The organism is Pseudomonas sp. TWI628, assembly GCF_039673865.1.
GTDB lineage: Bacteria > Pseudomonadota > Gammaproteobacteria > Pseudomonadales > Pseudomonadaceae > Aquipseudomonas.
Window position 1 is genome coordinate 170,754 of the sequence record NZ_JBDJMM010000001.1, and the last position, 15,802, is coordinate 186,555.

Genomic DNA, 15,802 nt, shown 5'->3' on the forward strand with positions numbered 1-15,802 from the left:
TTACTACCGGTCAGCTCGGCTTCGGGAGTGGGGGCGGCTGTGTTCGAGTTCATCAAACAGGGCCCGAACCATCATGTTTAGGTAGTGGGAGGCAGCGACCCTTCGGTGGTCACCTAGCATGACGCCGGTGTGGTTGAGGTAGCGGGCGCAGTCCAGCAATTTCGAGGCTTGTTCTTTGGCTTGGGTGGTGGGTATCCCGGGGATGGCGGTTAGCAATCGTTGGGATGGTCTGGAGCTATTGTCGCTTGAACAGCTCGGGGTGTTGATTTGGAGCATTGGCTAATTCTCCTGGAGGTTGGAGCAGGGGCTTGGATTGTTGGGGCCGCTTTGCGGCCCATCGCCGGCAAGCGCGGCTCCCACATGAATGAAAGCGGCGGTGCCGGTGGCGAATCTCTTTCAATCTTTCATCATGCCCAGTTCGGCATCGTCGAGCAGAGCCTTGGCCAGGGCGCTGAGGTAGTGCGAGGCCCAGAGCAGCTGGGGTTTGTCTTCCATCAGGCCGTCGATGGTCAGGTCGCGGACGTAGCCCATCAGTTCAGAGGCCTGTTCGCGGGCGCTTTGGCAAGGGATACCGGGTTCGATGCGGAAGAGGGGATGGGTCTGGTTATCACCTTGGTAGAAGGTGGTTTTGCCGACTGTGAATTTGGTTTCTTCTGTGGCCATTGGTTGATCTCCCTGAAGTTGTAGCTGCCTGGGCTGGCCCAATCGCTCGCAAGCTGGGGACCCGAAGACGAAAGCGTCAGACCAGGCAGGATCATGATGCGAGTTAATGCAGCGTCTGCGGATCGGCTGGTTTTTGGATTTGAACCAGCGCGGATTCGAGCAATTTGCGCAGGGTTTCGAGCTCGTGCATTGACGTCATGATCAGCAACGACACGGGTGACTTGGGCTGCATCAACATCGCCTGCTGGGCAACGACTTCCGCGCAAAGTGCGTAGTCAGCCGCCATCATCAGCGTGTCTTCGAGGGAGTGGAGATTGTGGGGCGGATCGGGAACGATCTTCAGCATGGTGTGGCTCCTGTCGTAATAGAGCAACCACCAACCGCGGCTAAACGAATAGGTGGCAGCTGTACGCGGGTTAGCCGACCGGGACGTCAGGCACCCGGCGCACCCGAAGGTGCCCCACGCACAGCCACCATAAAGGCGCTAATGCCGATTGCTCGGTATTGCATGGCTGTGGTGTCCGACGATATCGGGCGGCTAAACCCGGTCGTTGCATAACAACGACGTCCCGAGACTAGAGTCCACTATTAGCGTATGCAACGGAAAACAGGCGTCGACAGTATCTTTGGGAAGCGTCCTACAAGAAAGGGGCTAAATCCGATTTTCTTGGCCGTTAGACGTAACAGCATGTATCGAAGACTGTCCCCAAAATGATCAGGCGCGTAGCCATGCCCCGATAGTTAACAGTACTCTCGAAACACACCTACTATCGCGAGGACCGATCAAATGACTCAACCACCAGATGGATTACCGATTTACCGCGTGCTGACCGGCCCCGACGATGCCTCCTTTTGCCACAGGGTCAGTGATGCCTTGAAGCTGGGCTATCAACTCCATGGCGGGCCTGCACTCACGTTCAACGGGAAGGACGTGATCGTAGCGCAGGCTGTGACCTGGCCGGGTACCCACTTGGCTTCGTCTTGATAAGTCAGCTCGGCGTTCGTTACTTCTTGTTGGCCATGATCCGCAGAATGCGCAGGAACAGGTTGATAATGTCCAGGTACAGCGCCGCAGCGCTGTCAATCGCGTTGTCGACGGTGCGCTCGATCCGGTTGGCACGCCCCCAGTCCACGCCGATGTAGCCGCAGAAGATTGCAGCGACGATGTAGTCCATGGCCGCCAGGTGGGTGCCGAAAAAGAACGCCTGGCCCAGCTCGACAAGGATCGACACCAACAGGGCAATGAACAGTGACGACTCGATCCGTTTGAAGAAGGCCGGGAACAAGGTCCCCAGTATCATCATCCCCGCCGTGAGCAGGATGGTGGTCTGCACCGCCTGGACAATGATCTCGTGCGAGTAATCAGGCAGCACCACCACCAGCAGCAGGCCGACCGGCAACACGATCAGGTTATAGCCGAGGAAGCTGTACATCGGCTCCTGCGAAGCGGAGAGAAGGGCGACGCCGGACATCGCCAGGACGAAGTAGCCAATGAGGAACGCTATCTGGGGGATGGCCAGCATGACCTCGGCCGGTACCGTGGTGACCAGGTACCAATTCACCGCAAAACCCCACAGCAGCACGGCACCGAGGATGAGGTTGTAGGCGTTGGCGGAGATCTGGTGGTTGGTACCGACCCGGTTGAAGGTGTCGTTTTCAATCATGTGCAGGGCTTTCCTTTGCTGAGTGTCCGGGCAACGACAAGGCCGGTGGTGGGGGGGCACGGGGCTTTGTCGATGAGCGATCAGGATGGCATATGGCTGCATCTCTATTGAAGAGACAAGAGGGGATTCGAAAGGGCCGTGACGCTGCCCTCAGACTGATTGAAGGGGGGCGGGCTGGGGTTTGGGTTGTTGGGGCCGCTTTGCGGCCCATCGCGGATAAATTCGCTCCTACAGGGGGAGTGGGGCGGGCAGGTCAGCGCTGGTAGGCCTTGCCGAAGTGTCGCTCAAGCCGTGCCTGCACCAGCTCCAGCAAGATCGACAACACCCAGTAGATCACCGCCGCCGTGGTCAGCATCTCCAGGTATCGGTAGCTTGAGCGCCCATACGACTGCGCCAGGAACATCACCTCCCAAACCCCCATCACCGAGATCAGCGACGAGTCCTTGAGCATCGAGATGAACTGGTTGGCCGTAGGCGGAATGATCACCCGCATGGCCTGGGGCAGCACGATGCTGCAGAAGATCTGCACCGGCCGCATGCCCAGCGCCAGCGCCGCTTCGCGCTGGCCGCGGGCCACGCCGAGGATGCCGGCGCGGAAGATCTCGCTCAGGTACGCACCGTAGTTCAACGACAACGCGATGATGCCGGCGCTGATGGCGCCGGGTACCAGGCCTAGCTGCGGTAGCCCGAGGTAGATGAGCAGTATCTGGATCAGCAGCGGGGTGCCGCGGAAGAACGAGGTGTAGAAGCTGGCGATGCCCACCAGCACCGCGCTGTTCGACAGCCGCGCAAGCGCCGCGGCAAAGCCGAACGCCACCGACACCACCATCGAGCACAGGCACAGGAACAGGGTCAGGGCCGCGCCCTGCAAAAAGCCGTTGGGCCCGAGCTTGAAGCCGGCGAGGTTGGGGAACTTCTCCAGGATGATCGCGAACTTCAAATCGAAGCTGAGGAAAAACGCCACAAACAGGGCGAACAGTGCCAGCCAGGTCAGGTACAGCCGGGTGCGAAAGCCGAACAAGCCGGCAACCGTGGCGCGAGCCACGGGTTTGGGGGCAGGGGGGAAGGTGCTCATTTGCTGATGTCGGCGCCGATCCATTTCTGCGAGATCTGCGCCAGCGTGCCGTCAGCCTTCAGCTCGGCGAACACCTGGCGCACCTTGGCATCCCACTCCGGGTCGCCTTTTTCGATGGCCACCGAGTTCGGCTCTTCATACAGCGGGGCGCCGGCCAGCTTGAAGCGGTTGTCCTGGTCCAGGCGCGGCTTGGCGGTCACCAGGTTGGTGAGGATGGCATCCAGGCGCACGCCTGCACCCAGGCCCAGGTCCTGGAAGGCGACGTTGTCGGTGTCGTACGGGGCGATCTGCACGGCCTCGAACGGGTAGTCGATGTGGCGGTCTTCGGCGCCTTCGATCACCAGGTTCTTGTTCAGGTAGCTCTCGTAGCTGGAGGCGGCGGTCAGGCCGACCTTGCGCCCGTCCAGGTCCTTGGCGGTGTGGATGCGCTCATCCTTGGCGTTGACCACGATGACGGCGGGCGAGGCGTAGTACTCCACCGGGAAGGCGAACACTTCGGCGCGGGCCTTGCTCGGGGTCATCGAGCAGATGCAGATGTCGTAGCGCCCGCTCCAGCGGCCAGCGGCGATCACGTCCCAGGAGGGGGTTTCCAGGCGCAGCTTGACGCCGAGCTTCTGCGCCACTGCCTTGGCCACGTCCACATCAAAGCCGTCGAGCTGGTTCTGCGCGTTGAGGAACGAGAACGGCGGGTAGCTTTCCATCAGCACGTTTACCAGTTCCTTGTTCGTCTCGACACGCTCAAGGGTAGTGCCGGCAAAGGCTTGAGTAGCGGTAGCGAGCAACAGGAGGCTCGCGCCAAGCAGGGCAGGGACGCGCATGTAAATACCTGAAAAGTTGGCCAAAACTGGATTAGAGTATTAAATAGTTATAAATGATTCCTACATAATGAATTTTATTCATAAGAACCTTCAGAGTAGTTATATGAAACAACGAGCGATGGTAGTACTGGACGGTGGCATGGGGCGGGAATTGCAGCGCAGCGGCGCGCCGTTCCGTCAGCCCGAATGGTCGGCGCTGGCCCTGAGTGAGGCCCCCGAGGCGGTAGTCGGTGTGCATGCGGCGTTCATTACCGCCGGTGCGCAGGTGATCACCAGCAACAGCTATGCGGTGGTGCCGTTCCATATCGGCGAGGAGCGGTTTGCCAAGGAGGGCCTGCAACTGGCCACGGTGGCGGGCCAGCTGGCCCGTCGGGCGGCCGATGCCAGTGCGCAGCCGGTGCAGGTGGCGGGGTCGTTGCCGCCGCTGTTCGGTTCCTACCGGCCAGACCTGTTCCAGCCGGAGCGGGTGGCCGAGGTGCTGACGCCGCTGTTGCAGGGGCTGGCGCCGCATGTGGACCTGTGGCTGGCAGAGACCCAAAGCGCCATCGCCGAGGTGCGGGCCATTCACAGCCATCTGCCAGCGGACGGCAAGCCGTTCTGGGTGTCGTTCACCTTACAGGACGAAGACGTCGACGCCGTGCCGCGCCTGCGTTCCGGCGAGCCGGTGGCCGATGCCATCGAGGCGGTGGCAGGCCTGGGCGTTGCGGCGGTGCTGTTCAACTGCAGCCAGCCTGAAGTCATCGGTGCAGCGCTGGATGTGGCGCGCTCGGTGATCGAAGCCCGCCAGGCGGATATCGCCATCGGCGCCTACGCCAATGCCTTCCCGCCGCAACCGAAGGAAGCCACCGCCAACGATGGCCTGGATGAGCTGCGTGAAGACCTCGACCCGCCGGGCTACCTGGTGTGGGCCCGCGACTGGCGTGCGCGTGGGGCGAGCCTGATCGGCGGCTGCTGTGGCATCGGCCCGGAGCATATCGCCGAGATCAAGCGCGGCCTGGTTTGACCGTCAACGCCGGCGACTCTCAGGTGCGCTTGCCAACGAGGTGCGGTTTATAACAAGTCGTTTCCAAAGCAGAGGCAAAGTGTGCAAGCGGTTTCTTTGCCCGTTTCACGCATTGGTCTAGTCTGGTTTGACGTCTGGTGGGAGATGGGACGAGGGCCGCAATGAGACTGTACGACTTCATCGAGAGCGATATGGAGAGCATTCTCCAGGCTTGGGAAGATTTTGCACGTTCGGTCGAGACAGATTTGCCCACGCAGGATTCAACCGGTCTCAGAAACCATTCCGAGAAGATTCTGCGTTCCGTTGCCGCCGACATGCGCACTGCTCAAACCCCTTATCAACAGGCCGAGAAAGCGCAAGGCAGGGGCCCTCAGCAGTCCAGTGACACGGCAGCCCAGTCCCATGCCGTCACTCGCTTGATTGCTGGGTTTTCCATGGATCAGATGGTCGCTGAATACCGGGCGTTGCGCTCCAGTGTTCTCTCTCTATGGCTGGCACAAGAAACCCTGCGCGATGCGCATCACGTTCAGGACATGATCCGGTTCAACGAGGCGGTAGACCAGGCGCTGGTCGAGTCCGTTGCAGCCTACGGTGCCGCTGTGGAGTCAACCCGGAAAATGGTATTGGCCGTACTTGGCCATGACCTGCGCTCGCCCTTGGGCGCGGTGCTCATGGCGGGCGACCTGATCCTGCACCAGGATGATTCAGGTGAGAAGGTGAAGCTGCTTGCGTCCCAGGTTTGCAACAGTGCTCGCCGGGCCAACAACATGGTCAACGACCTGCTGGATCTGGCGCGCTGCAATCTGGGTACGGGCATTCCGGTGCACCCGCAGCAGGTGGAACTGAATGCGATCTGTCGTTCAGTCATCGACGAACTGCGCGCGGCGTCCCCTGAGGCGAGCATCGTGTTGAAGGAGGCCGCGTCAATTACTGGCCAGTTTGACCCAGAACGGATGGCCCAGGTGTTTTCCAATCTGATTGGCAATGCCCTGCGCCATGGCGATGCGACGCTTCCAATCCATGTCTCCCTGGCCCATGAAGCCGGTGTTCCCCGTGTCAGCGTACACAACTCGGGGGCGCCCATTCCCGAAGAAGTGATGCCTTATCTGTTCAAGCCGGAAGGCAGGTATTCCAGCTATGCGGAGGGCGAAAGGGGCTCAGCTGCCGGGCTTGGGCTGGGGCTGTTCATCGCGGCCGAGATTGTCGCCAGCCATGGCGGCAGGATTGAGGTCGCGTCAACAGCGGAGCAGGGGACGACATTCGAGGTCATCCTGTCTACCGTTTAACGCCCCTTGCCCTGATCAGAACACCGACCAGCCGATCCGTGAACTGAGCAGCTCCAGCGCCGCCATCCCTGCCAGGGAGTTGCCCGCCGCGTTCAGCTCCGGCGACCACACGCACACGGTAAATTGCCCCGGCACGATTGCCACGATCCCGCCGCCCACGCCGCTCTTGCCGGGCAACCCGACCCGGTAGGCAAAATTGCCGGCCTCGTCGTACAGCCCGCTGGTGGCCATGATCGAGTTCACCTGCTGGGTCTGGCGCCGGCTGAGGATCTGCTCACCGCTGTGCTTGCAGAAGCCGTCGTTGGCCAGGAAGCAGAAGGCTCGCGCCAGGTCCAGGCAGCTCATTTGCAGCGCGCAATAACTGAAGTAGCTGCGCAGCACCGTCTCGACTTCGTTATGGAAGTTGCCAAACGACTGCATCAGGTAAGCCATGGCGGCGTTGCGCGCGCGAAACTGGTATTCCGAATCGGCGACGCGGGCATCGATCGCAATGTGGGGGTTGGCCGACAACCGGCGGACAAAGTCGCGCATCGACAAGGTGGGCGCGGCAAAGCGCGACTGGTTGATATCGCAGATCACCAGCGCGCCGGCGTTGATGAACGGATTGCGCGGCCGCCCACGCTCGAACTCCAGCTGCACCAGCGAGTTGAACGGCTGGCCGGAGGGCTCATGGCCCAGGCGCTCCCAGATGGCTTCACCGGAGTGGCCAATCGCCTGGACCAGGCTGAACACCTTGGAAATACTCTGCACCGAAAACGGTACCAGGGCGTCGCCTGCGCAGTAGTGGCTGCCGTCGTTGCCATAGACGGCAATGCCCAGCTGATTGGCTGGCACGTCGGCCAGCGCTGGGATGTAGTCAGCCACTTTGCCCTTGCCGATCAAGGGGCGCACTTCGTCGAGAATCTCGTTCAACAGCGTTTGCATGGAAGGCCTTGTTATCAGTCCCCGGACGACAGCGAGGGGGTTGCGCTTGTGACGCAGACTGAACAAGAGAAATCACACACCCGCAAATGAAATGTCGCAGTGGCCCCTTCCGGCAACCCTCTTAGTGCGAATGCCGCGGCATCCCGCCTTCCCGGGCGATCACGCGCATGTGCAGGGTCGCCGGCTCCAGGCAGCCACCGGTGGACAACTGCCCCACGAGCTGGCGGTAGAGTTCCTGCCAGGGCGTCTGCGAGGCCGGGATATTCGGCTTCCAGGCGGCGCGGCGGCGGGCCACTTCCTCATCGTCCACCAGCAGGTCGACGCGGCGCTGGTTGAGGTCCACGCGCAGCCAGTCGTTGGTCTGCAACAGCGCCAGGCCGCCGCCGACCGCCGCTTCCGGCGACATGTTGAGGATCGACGGGCTGGCCGAGGTGCCGCTCTGGCGGCCGTCGCCCAGGCAGGGCAGCGAGTCGATGCCTTGCTTGATCAGGGCGGCCGGGGGCGCCATGTTGACCACTTCGGCGCTGCCTGGGTAACCCACGGTACCGGCGCCGCGGATCACCAGGATGCAACGCTCGTCGATGTCCAGCGACGGGTCGTCGATGCGCGCGTGGTAGTCCTCCGGGCCCTCGAACACGATGGCGCGGGCCTCGAAGCTGTTCTCCTTGCCGGGCTCGGCCAGGTAGGTCTTGCGGAAGGCTTCGCCGACCACCGACATCTTCATGATCGCGCTGTCGAAGAAGTTGCCGCTGAGCACGATGAACCCTGCACTGTGCTTGAGCGGGGCGTCGAACGGCAGGATCACCTCGCGGTTGCTGGTGACCGTATCGCTGACCACCTCGCCGATGGTCTTGCCGCTGACCGTGGCGCAGGCCTCGTGCAGGCGCCCGGCCTTGCGCAGTTCATGCATCACGGCAGGCACGCCGCCGGCGCGGTGGAAGCCTTCGCCCAGGTACTTGCCGGCTGGCATGCAGTTGACCAGCAAGGGCACGTCTTCGCCGATGCGCTGCCAGTCGTCCAGCGACAGCTCGATGCCCATGTGCCGGGCGATGGCAATCAGGTGCGGCGGGCAGTTGCTTGAGGCGCCCAGTGCCGAGGCCACGGCAATGGCGTTTTCGAAGGCTTCGCGGGTCATGATCGCGGACGGGCGCACGTCCTGCAGCACCAGTTCGCAGATGCGCCTGCCGGTCGCATAGGCCATCTGCCCACGTTCGCGGTAGGGCGCCGGGATGCTGGCGCAGCCCGGCAGCGACATGCCCAGGGCTTCGGCCAGGGCGTTCATCGACAGCGCCGTGCCCATGGTGTTGCAGTGGCCCACCGACGGCGAGGCGGCCGTGGTCATTTCCATGAAGCCTTCGTAGTCGATTTCACCCGCAGCCATCAGGTTGCGGGCGTGCCACAGCACCGTGCCCGAGCCAATCAGCTGGCCTTTGTGATGGCCGTCGAGCATCGGCCCGCCCGACAGCACGATGGCCGGCAGGTCGGTGGTGGCGGCGGCCATCAGGCAGGCGGGGGTGGTCTTGTCACAGCCGGTGGTCAGTACCACGCCGTCCAGCGGGTAGCCGTGGAGGATTTCCACCAGGCCCAGGTAGGCCAGGTTGCGGTCCAGGGCGGCAGTGGGGCGGCGGCTCTGCTCGGCAATCGGGTGCACCGGGAATTCCATGGGAATGCCGCCGGCATCGCGGATGCCGGCCTTGATCCGCTGGGCCAGTTCGATGTGGTGGCGGTTGCAGGGGGTAAGGTCGCTGCCGGTCTGGGCAATGCCGATGATCGGCCGGCCCGACTGCAGTTCGTCGCGGGTCAGGCCGTAGTTCATGTAGCGCTCGACGTACAGCGCGGTCATGTCGGCGTGGCTCGGGTCGTCGAACCATTGCTGGCTGCGCAGCGGGCGTTTCGCGGTATCGGTCATGTCATGCTCTCTTGTTGTTTTAGCGATGCAGCAGGCCGCGGGCGGCCAGGTTGCGCATCATCGCGCCAAGGCCAAAGGTCCATGGCGTTGCCTGGTCGCTGGTGGTGACCTGGTTGTGCAACTGGCCGAGCAGGGGGCTGGCGATGCGTACCCGGTCACCCAGTTTGTGGGTGAACCCGGCGCCCGGCTGGTCACGGTCCTCGATGGGGGCAAACAGCGTACCAAGGAACAGCAGGAAGCCGTCGGGGTATTGATGGTTGGCGTTGAGGGTCTGGCGCACCAGGTCTTCAGGGTCGCGGCTGATCTGGTCCATCGAGCTGCTGCCGACCAGGCGGTAGCCGTCCTCACCCTGGACCTCCAGGTCGACCACGCAGTGGCGCACCGCGTCCAGGTCGAAGGTGTCGTCGAACAGGCGGATGAACGGGCCGACGGCGCACGAGGCGTTGTTGTCCTTGGCCTTGCTCAGCAACAGCGCGCTGCGGCCTTCGAAGTCGCGCAGGTTGACGTCGTTGCCCAAGGTGGCGCCGTGGATGCGCCCGCGGCTGTCGACCGCCAGCACCACCTCGGGCTCGGGGTTGTTCCATGCCGAGCCTGGGTGCACGCCAATCGCACTGCCGCTGCCGACGGCGGCCAGCACCGGGGCCTTGGTGAACACTTCGGCATCCGGCCCGATGCCCACTTCCAGGTATTGCGACCACATGCCTTGTTCGATCAGCAGCGCCTTCAGGGCCATGGCCTGTGGTGAGCCGGGGCGCACTGCGCGCAGGTTGTTACCAATTACCGAGTGCACGGTGGCGCGCACCGCCTCGGCCTTGCTGGCATCACCGGCTGCCTGCTCTTCGATGACCCGCTCGATCATGCTGGCGGCGAAGGTCACGCCTGCGGCCTTGATTACCTGCAGGTCAACCGGTGCGAGCAGGTAGGGCTGGTTGGCGTCGAACGCTTCACCGCTGTTGGCCAGCAACGCTTCCAGGCTGCCCAGGAAGCGGCCCGGGGTGCTGCGCACGGCGTGCAACGGATCTTCGCTTTCCAGCAACTGGCTGAGGGTGGCGAAGCGTTCGGACAGGTCGAACACCCCGTCGGCGCGCAAGGTGATCGGCGAGGGGCCGCCGGGCTCGCCGGGGGCCCAGGCGCGGCCGATCAGGGTGCCGGTCAGGCCGTCCGCAGGCAAGGTGTTGGCGGGAGTGAGGGTCATCGGCATGGCATCGCAATCTCTCGGAACGTGAGAGCTGCACGCTAGGCAAGCGGCGCGATAAACTCCAATGGCTTAATCTCACTATTCAATAACAAGCGGTTATCGCAGCGACAGGGGCTTGCATGTCGGACCTTTCCTTTTCCCACGTTTGCAACTGGCTCAAGTTCCGCCATCTGTTGCTGATCGAGACCCTCGGGCGCACGCACAACATGCACGTCGCGGCGCAGCAGATGAACCTGACCCAGCCGGCGATCAGCAAGATGCTCAAGGAAATCGAGCACCTGCTCGGTTTTGCCCTGTTCGAACGCCTGCCGCGCAGCATGCCGCCCACGGCGCTTGGCGAGCAGGTGCTGCGCTATGCCCAGGTGGCCTTGAACGATGCGCGCAACTTCGTCGACCAGATCGACAGCCTGCGCCAGGGCGGGCACGGGCAGTTGAAGGTGGGCGGCATTTTCGCCGCCACCGCCGTGGCGTTGCCCGATGCCATCGTCGCGATCAAGCAGCGCAAGCCGCTGCTGGCGATCGAGGTGGTGGAGCAGACCAGCGACCACCTGATGGCCATGCTCGAAGACAAGCACTTGCACCTGGCCGTGGCGCGCTTCACCGACGTGTCCCAGCACCAGCGCTTCGACTTCCAGCCGCTGGCGCCGGAACCGTTCTGCTTTGTGGTCAACGATCAGCACCCGCTCAGCGCTGCCGGGCCGGTGACCTTGCCGCAGCTGCTGGAGTGGCCATGGATTCTCTACCCCAAGGGCACGCCCATTCGTGGGCGCATGGAGCGGGCCTTCGCCGAGGCTGGCGTGGCCGTGCCGCGCAACACCATCGATACCATCTCCATGCAGACCTTCCTCAAGGTGCTGCTGGGCGGGCCGATGATCGGCATGTTGCCCCAGGCGATGGTCGAGCCGCACCTGGCCAGCGGCGTGCTGGTCAACCTCGACACCCCGCTGCACCTGGCGCCGCAGGACTACGGCATCCTCACCCGCAAAGGCGAGCCGTTGAGCGGGGCGGCGCTGGAGTTCGCTGAAATCCTGCTGGCCCACGCGGGCCGCGGGGAAGGGGAGCGATAACGCGGCGTTATCGGATGATCGATAAATGCCATTGGGAAAGCATCGCAGAGCCGCCTAGATTAGCCCCCCATGTCTTTCGCAATGCCGAGGAATCATCCATGACGCCCCACGCAGGCCAGCAATTCATCGGCGGGGTTCGCCGCGCCACCGGTCAGGCGGCCTTGTACAGTGTCGATGCGCGCAGCGGGCAGCCACTGCCAGGCGCGTTCTACCAAGCCAGCGACGAGGAAGTCGATGCCGCAGCCCAGGCCGCTGCCGCTGCCTATCCTGTGTACCGGGCCTTGCCCGCCGCCCGCCGCGCCGAGTTTCTCGACGCAATTGCCGATGCACTCGATGCCTTGGGTGAAGACTTCATTGCTACCGTATGCCAGGAAACAGCCTTGCCGCCAGCCCGAATCCACGGCGAACGGGCGCGTACCAGCGGCCAGCTGAGGTTGTTCGCCACGGTGTTGCGCCGCGGTGATTTTGTCGGTGCGCGCATCGACCGTGCGCAGCCCCAACGTACCCCGCTGCCGCGCCTGGACATCCGCCAGTGCCGCATGGGGCTGGGGCCGGTCGCGGTGTTCGGTGCCAGCAACTTCCCCTTGGCATTTTCCACGGCCGGTGGCGACACTGCCGCGGCGCTGGCCGCCGGCTGCCCGGTGGTGTTCAAGGCCCACAGCGGCCACATGGCCACGGCGCAGTGGGTGGCCGAGGCCATCGTCGCCGCCGCCGAGCGTTGTGCGATGCCGGCCGGGGTGTTCAACATGATCTACGGTGGCCGGGTCGGCGAGGCGCTGGTCAAGCACCCGGCCATCCAGGCCGTGGGCTTCACCGGTTCGCTCAAGGGTGGCCGTGCCCTGTGCGACATGGCGGCGGCGCGGCCGCAGCCGATCCCGGTGTTCGCCGAAATGAGCAGCATCAACCCGGTGCTGGTGCTGCCCGGGGCGCTGGCCGTGCGCGGTGAGGCCGTGGCCCGCGAACTGACGGCTTCGGTGGTGCTGGGCTGTGGGCAGTTCTGCACCAACCCGGGCCTGGTGCTGGGGGTGCGTTCACCAGCCTTCAGCGCCTTTGTCGAGCACCTCACTGCGCAGATGGCCGAGCAGCCGCCACAGACCATGCTCAATGCCGGCACCCTGGCCAGCTATGCCCACGGCGTGGCCACGCTCAAGGCGCAGGCCGGCGTGCGCCTGCTGGCCGGCGCCGAGCAACAGGGCAACCAGGCCTGGCCGCAGCTGTTCCAGGCTGATGCGCAGTTGCTGCTGGCTGGCGAAGCGCTGCTGCAGGAGGAAATCTTCGGCCCGGCCACTGTGGTGGTCGAGCTTGCCGACCAGGCCCAGTTGCTGGCTGCGCTACAGGCGCTGGGCGGGCAACTGACCGCCACGCTGATCGGCGAGCCAGGCGACCTTGCGCACGCTGCGCCACTGGTGGCGTTGCTGGAGCAGAAGGCCGGCCGCGTGCTGGTCAACGGCTACCCGACCGGTGTCGAGGTGTGTGACGCCATGGTCCATGGCGGCCCGTTCCCGGCCACCTCCGACAGCCGTGGCACCTCGGTCGGCAGCCTGGCGATCGACCGTTTCCTGCGCCCGGTGTGCTACCAGAACTTCCCCGATGCGTTGCTGCCCGAGGCGCTGCGCGACGCCAACCCGCTGGGGCTGCTGCGCCTGGTCGATGGCCAGCCCAGTCGTGACCCGATTCGCTGATTACCGCTGCTGATAGTCACCCGCCGGCTGCGCATGCACCCGGTGGGCTTCCAATAACAACAATCAGGCATGCACGACATGCCAAGAGGCTTGGCCATGGCTCATCACTCTGTCGCCCCCACCCACGATCAGGCGTTCGAAGACCGCACCTACCGAAAGGTCATCCTGCGTATCCTGCCGATCCTGCTGCTGTGTTACATCGCCGCCTACCTTGACCGGGTCAATATCGGCTTTGCCAAGCTGAGCATGCTCGACGACCTGCAGTTCAGCAACACCGTCTATGCCCTTGGTGCCAGCGTGTTCTTCTGGGGCTACTTCCTGTTCGAAGTGCCCAGCAACCTGCTGCTGCATCGCTATGGCGCGCGCTTCTGGATCGCACGGATCATGCTGAGCTGGGCAATCATCTCGATGGCGGTGGCGTTCACCCAGCCGTTGGCCGGGTTCTTCCACATCGAGTCCAGCACCATGTTCTACGTGCTGCGCTTTTTGCTGGGCATCTGCGAGGCCGGGTTCTTCCCCGGCGTGATCCTCTACCTCAACTACTGGTTCCCGACCCATCGGCAAAGCCGGGTGATGTCGGGCTTTCTGATGGCGATGCCGGTCAGCCTCACCCTGGGTGGCGTGCTGTCGGGCTGGCTGATGACCCGCCTGGATGGCTGGCATGAAATGGCGGGCTGGCAGTGGATGCTGCTGATCGAGGGCGTGCCTTCGGTGATCATGGCCGTGGTGGTGTTCACCTGCCTGTGCGACAACATCGACAAGGCCGCCTGGCTGACGGAGGCGCAGAAGCAACTGCTCAAGGCCAACCTGCAACAGGAAGCGCACGGCAAGGTCTCGCGCTTGAGCGAGGTGTTCTTCAACCCGCGGGTGTGGTTGCTGGTGCTGATCCTGCTGACCTTCAACACTGGCTTCTATGGCCTGGCCTTCTGGATGCCGTCGATCATCAAGAGCGCGGGCGTGACCAGCACCCTGCAGATCGGCTTGCTGACCGCCATTCCCTACAGCGTGGCGATCATTGCCATGTTCCTCAACGCACGCCACTCCAACCGCACCGGCGAGCGTCGCTGGCATGCCGCGATTCCCGCGTTCATCGGTGGCTGCGGCCTGATCCTCAGCGCTGCGTTCGCCCATGACGTGACGTTGTCGATCCTGTTCCTGACGGTGGCGGCCTCGGGTGTGCTGAGCCTGATGCCGATCTACTGGACGCTGCCGGGCACGGTGTTGTCGGGTGTCGCGGCGGCGGCGGGGATCGGCATGATCAACGCCATCGGCAACCTGTCGGGCTTCACCGGCTCGATGATCACGGCGATGGCGGAGACCCTGACCGGCGACATCAACAATGGCACCTATGTGCTGGGCCTGTGCCTGTTCGTCAGCGGCCTGCTGATCCTGGCGATCCCCGCCGCCATGCTCAAGCGTTCCGGCGCCCAGCCGCGCCAGCAGCTCGAACTGGAAGCGGCGTAAGCGGCGCCGCTCACAAGGTGGTGGACCTGCCCATGCGGTCCAGCTCGAACACCTTGCTGCGCTGCAGGCACTCGCGCAGGTAGCGCGCCGCCGGCCCAGGCTGGCGCTTGCGATGCCACAACAGGTCTACCCCCACCAGCCAGTCGGTGTGGGGGTAGGCCTCCAGTTGCAGCTCCACCAGCTGCCCGCTGTCCAGCTCTTGCTGCACCAGTTGGCGCGGCAGGGTCGCCCAGCCAAGCCCGCCGCGCACCATCTCTACCAACGCCAGGTAACTCTCCGCCCGCCACAGCTGCCCGGCCCGCAGGTATTCGCTGCTGGGCAGCTTGTCGGCATGGGCGAAGAAGGCCAGCCGGCGATGGGCGTTGAGGTCGGCAAAGCTCACCGGGCTCTGCCGTGCCAGGGCGAACCCTGGGTGGCAGACGTGGGTCATGATCAGCTTGCCCAACTGCTGGAAGGCCAGCTCCGGCGGGTAGTGGGGCTGGGCGAAGCTCACCCCCAGGTCCGCCTCGCCGGTGAGGATCATCTCGCTGACATCGCCGTGCAGCGGGTGGCGGATCAGCAGGTCAACAAAAGGAAACGCCGCGTCAAAGTCCTTGAACGGCGGTATCAGCGGCCCATAAGGCACCTCGATCGCCAGGGTCAGCGCGGCTTCCACCTGGCCGGCCAGGCTGTCGGCGCTGCCCTCCAGGGCATAGCAACGCTCAAGGATGCCCTCGGCGCGCAGCAGCAGTTTATGGCCTGCGGCGGTCAATGCCGGGATGCGGCTGGAGCGGTCGAACAGTTGCACGCCCAGGTCGGTTTCCAGGTTGCTGATGGCCGCGCTGACCGTCGACTGGGTGCGCCCCAGTCGCCGCGCTGCGGCCGAAAACGAGCCAGCCTGCACAGCGCTGACGAACACTTGCAACTGCTCCAGTGAAAAGCGCATCACCTGATCCTGTTCACGGCTCGATCCATCGATAGTAACGATGGTTAATCATTTGCTCCATCGGTGTTTTCACAGGAATCTTCACTTCGACATCGGCGACAGCTGCCACGCGTCCCTGCGCTGC

At 63.8% G+C, this 15,802-nt stretch carries 16 protein-coding genes; 6 read left to right on the forward strand and 10 right to left on the reverse strand.

From position 1 onward, the window contains the following. Window positions 1-3 precede the first annotated feature (3 nt). The 3 genes from ABE528_RS00910 to ABE528_RS00920 form a co-directional block, all read right to left on the reverse strand. Complete coding sequence (locus tag ABE528_RS00910; RefSeq protein WP_346651875.1) at window positions 4-276, reverse strand: DUF3077 domain-containing protein; 273 nt, start codon at window positions 274-276, stop codon at window positions 4-6. Between the two features lie 120 nt (window positions 277-396). Next, window positions 397-663: a DUF3077 domain-containing protein gene (locus tag ABE528_RS00915; protein WP_079228827.1), complete on the reverse strand. Its 267-nt coding sequence runs from the start codon at window positions 661-663 to the stop codon at window positions 397-399. 103 nt (window positions 664-766) lie between these two features. Further along, complete coding sequence (locus ABE528_RS00920) at window positions 767-1,009, reverse strand: hypothetical protein (protein WP_060513428.1); 243 nt, start codon at window positions 1,007-1,009, stop codon at window positions 767-769. A 441-nt stretch (window positions 1,010-1,450) separates the two neighbouring features. Between ABE528_RS00920 and ABE528_RS00925 the strand changes: the two genes are divergently transcribed. Then, complete coding sequence (locus ABE528_RS00925; RefSeq protein ID WP_346651876.1) at window positions 1,451-1,648, forward strand: DUF1737 domain-containing protein; 198 nt, start codon at window positions 1,451-1,453, stop codon at window positions 1,646-1,648. A 19-nt stretch (window positions 1,649-1,667) separates the two neighbouring features. Here ABE528_RS00925 and ABE528_RS00930 read toward each other — a convergent pair whose 3' ends face one another. The 3 genes from ABE528_RS00930 to ABE528_RS00940 form a co-directional block, all read right to left on the reverse strand. After that, on the reverse strand, window positions 1,668-2,327 hold the full coding sequence (locus ABE528_RS00930; protein ID WP_346651877.1) for a Bax inhibitor-1 family protein: 660 nt from the start codon (window positions 2,325-2,327) through the stop codon (window positions 1,668-1,670). 253 nt (window positions 2,328-2,580) lie between these two features. Beyond that, complete coding sequence (locus tag ABE528_RS00935; protein WP_346651878.1) at window positions 2,581-3,402, reverse strand: amino acid ABC transporter permease; 822 nt, start codon at window positions 3,400-3,402, stop codon at window positions 2,581-2,583. After that, complete coding sequence (locus tag ABE528_RS00940) at window positions 3,399-4,220, reverse strand: ABC transporter substrate-binding protein (protein WP_346651879.1); 822 nt, start codon at window positions 4,218-4,220, stop codon at window positions 3,399-3,401. Before ABE528_RS00940 ends, ABE528_RS00935 begins: the two co-directional genes overlap by 4 nt. Before the next feature lie 118 nt (window positions 4,221-4,338). Between ABE528_RS00940 and ABE528_RS00945 the strand changes: the two genes are divergently transcribed. Further along, window positions 4,339-5,223: a homocysteine S-methyltransferase family protein gene (locus tag ABE528_RS00945; protein ID WP_346651952.1), complete on the forward strand. Its 885-nt coding sequence runs from the start codon at window positions 4,339-4,341 to the stop codon at window positions 5,221-5,223. Between the two features lie 161 nt (window positions 5,224-5,384). Then, window positions 5,385-6,509 (forward strand): sensor histidine kinase, encoded by a 1,125-nt coding sequence (locus ABE528_RS00950; protein ID WP_152958386.1) that lies wholly within the window; start codon window positions 5,385-5,387, stop codon window positions 6,507-6,509. A gap of 15 nt (window positions 6,510-6,524) precedes the next feature. On the opposite strand, the gene glsB is transcribed toward ABE528_RS00950, so the two are convergent. The 3 genes from glsB to ABE528_RS00965 all read right to left on the reverse strand — a co-directional run bounded on the left by glsB (window position 6,525) and on the right by ABE528_RS00965 (window position 10,543). After that, window positions 6,525-7,433, reverse strand: coding sequence for a glutaminase B (gene glsB / locus ABE528_RS00955; RefSeq protein WP_103446817.1), 909 nt, complete (start codon window positions 7,431-7,433; stop codon window positions 6,525-6,527). A gap of 121 nt (window positions 7,434-7,554) precedes the next feature. Beyond that, the gene (locus tag ABE528_RS00960) at window positions 7,555-9,342 is read right to left on the reverse strand and encodes an IlvD/Edd family dehydratase (protein ID WP_346651880.1); all 1,788 of its coding nucleotides are present in this window, start codon (window positions 9,340-9,342) and stop codon (window positions 7,555-7,557) included. Window positions 9,343-9,361: 19 nt separating this feature from the next. After that, entirely contained in the window at window positions 9,362-10,543 is a 1,182-nt protein-coding gene (locus ABE528_RS00965; RefSeq protein WP_152958384.1) for a fumarylacetoacetate hydrolase family protein, read from the reverse strand. Between the two features lie 116 nt (window positions 10,544-10,659). Here ABE528_RS00965 and ABE528_RS00970 point away from each other — a divergent pair, with 116 nt between their 5' ends. From ABE528_RS00970 to ABE528_RS00980, 3 genes are all read left to right on the forward strand, one after another. After that, window positions 10,660-11,607: a LysR family transcriptional regulator gene (locus ABE528_RS00970; protein ID WP_152958383.1), complete on the forward strand. Its 948-nt coding sequence runs from the start codon at window positions 10,660-10,662 to the stop codon at window positions 11,605-11,607. A gap of 98 nt (window positions 11,608-11,705) precedes the next feature. Continuing rightward, the gene (locus ABE528_RS00975; RefSeq protein WP_346651881.1) at window positions 11,706-13,289 is read left to right on the forward strand and encodes an aldehyde dehydrogenase (NADP(+)); all 1,584 of its coding nucleotides are present in this window, start codon (window positions 11,706-11,708) and stop codon (window positions 13,287-13,289) included. 96 nt (window positions 13,290-13,385) lie between these two features. Then, the gene (locus tag ABE528_RS00980) at window positions 13,386-14,753 is read left to right on the forward strand and encodes an MFS transporter (RefSeq protein WP_346651882.1); all 1,368 of its coding nucleotides are present in this window, start codon (window positions 13,386-13,388) and stop codon (window positions 14,751-14,753) included. A 10-nt stretch (window positions 14,754-14,763) separates the two neighbouring features. On the opposite strand, the gene ABE528_RS00985 is transcribed toward ABE528_RS00980, so the two are convergent. Then, window positions 14,764-15,678, reverse strand: coding sequence for a LysR family transcriptional regulator (locus ABE528_RS00985; RefSeq protein ID WP_346651883.1), 915 nt, complete (start codon window positions 15,676-15,678; stop codon window positions 14,764-14,766). Between the last annotated feature and the right edge of the window lie 124 nt (window positions 15,679-15,802).

What these genes read in the sequence shown, in the direction of transcription:
- ABE528_RS00910 (WP_346651875.1), bottom strand. Translation starts at nt 276, where the DNA reads ATGCTCCAAATCAACACCCCGAGCTGTTCAAGCGACAATAGCTCCAGA.
- ABE528_RS00915 (WP_079228827.1), bottom strand. Translation starts at nt 663, where the DNA reads ATGGCCACAGAAGAAACCAAATTCACAGTCGGCAAAACCACCTTCTAC.
- ABE528_RS00920 (WP_060513428.1), bottom strand. Translation starts at nt 1,009, where the DNA reads ATGCTGAAGATCGTTCCCGATCCGCCCCACAATCTCCACTCCCTCGAA.
- ABE528_RS00925 (WP_346651876.1), top strand. Translation starts at nt 1,451, where the DNA reads ATGACTCAACCACCAGATGGATTACCGATTTACCGCGTGCTGACCGGC.
- ABE528_RS00930 (WP_346651877.1), bottom strand. Translation starts at nt 2,327, where the DNA reads ATGATTGAAAACGACACCTTCAACCGGGTCGGTACCAACCACCAGATC.
- ABE528_RS00935 (WP_346651878.1), bottom strand. Translation starts at nt 3,402, where the DNA reads ATGAGCACCTTCCCCCCTGCCCCCAAACCCGTGGCTCGCGCCACGGTT.
- ABE528_RS00940 (WP_346651879.1), bottom strand. Translation starts at nt 4,220, where the DNA reads ATGCGCGTCCCTGCCCTGCTTGGCGCGAGCCTCCTGTTGCTCGCTACC.
- ABE528_RS00945 (WP_346651952.1), top strand. Translation starts at nt 4,339, where the DNA reads ATGGTAGTACTGGACGGTGGCATGGGGCGGGAATTGCAGCGCAGCGGC.
- ABE528_RS00950 (WP_152958386.1), top strand. Translation starts at nt 5,385, where the DNA reads ATGAGACTGTACGACTTCATCGAGAGCGATATGGAGAGCATTCTCCAG.
- glsB (WP_103446817.1), bottom strand. Translation starts at nt 7,433, where the DNA reads ATGCAAACGCTGTTGAACGAGATTCTCGACGAAGTGCGCCCCTTGATC.
- ABE528_RS00960 (WP_346651880.1), bottom strand. Translation starts at nt 9,342, where the DNA reads ATGACCGATACCGCGAAACGCCCGCTGCGCAGCCAGCAATGGTTCGAC.
- ABE528_RS00965 (WP_152958384.1), bottom strand. Translation starts at nt 10,543, where the DNA reads ATGCCGATGACCCTCACTCCCGCCAACACCTTGCCTGCGGACGGCCTG.
- ABE528_RS00970 (WP_152958383.1), top strand. Translation starts at nt 10,660, where the DNA reads ATGTCGGACCTTTCCTTTTCCCACGTTTGCAACTGGCTCAAGTTCCGC.
- ABE528_RS00975 (WP_346651881.1), top strand. Translation starts at nt 11,706, where the DNA reads ATGACGCCCCACGCAGGCCAGCAATTCATCGGCGGGGTTCGCCGCGCC.
- ABE528_RS00980 (WP_346651882.1), top strand. Translation starts at nt 13,386, where the DNA reads ATGGCTCATCACTCTGTCGCCCCCACCCACGATCAGGCGTTCGAAGAC.
- ABE528_RS00985 (WP_346651883.1), bottom strand. Translation starts at nt 15,678, where the DNA reads ATGCGCTTTTCACTGGAGCAGTTGCAAGTGTTCGTCAGCGCTGTGCAG.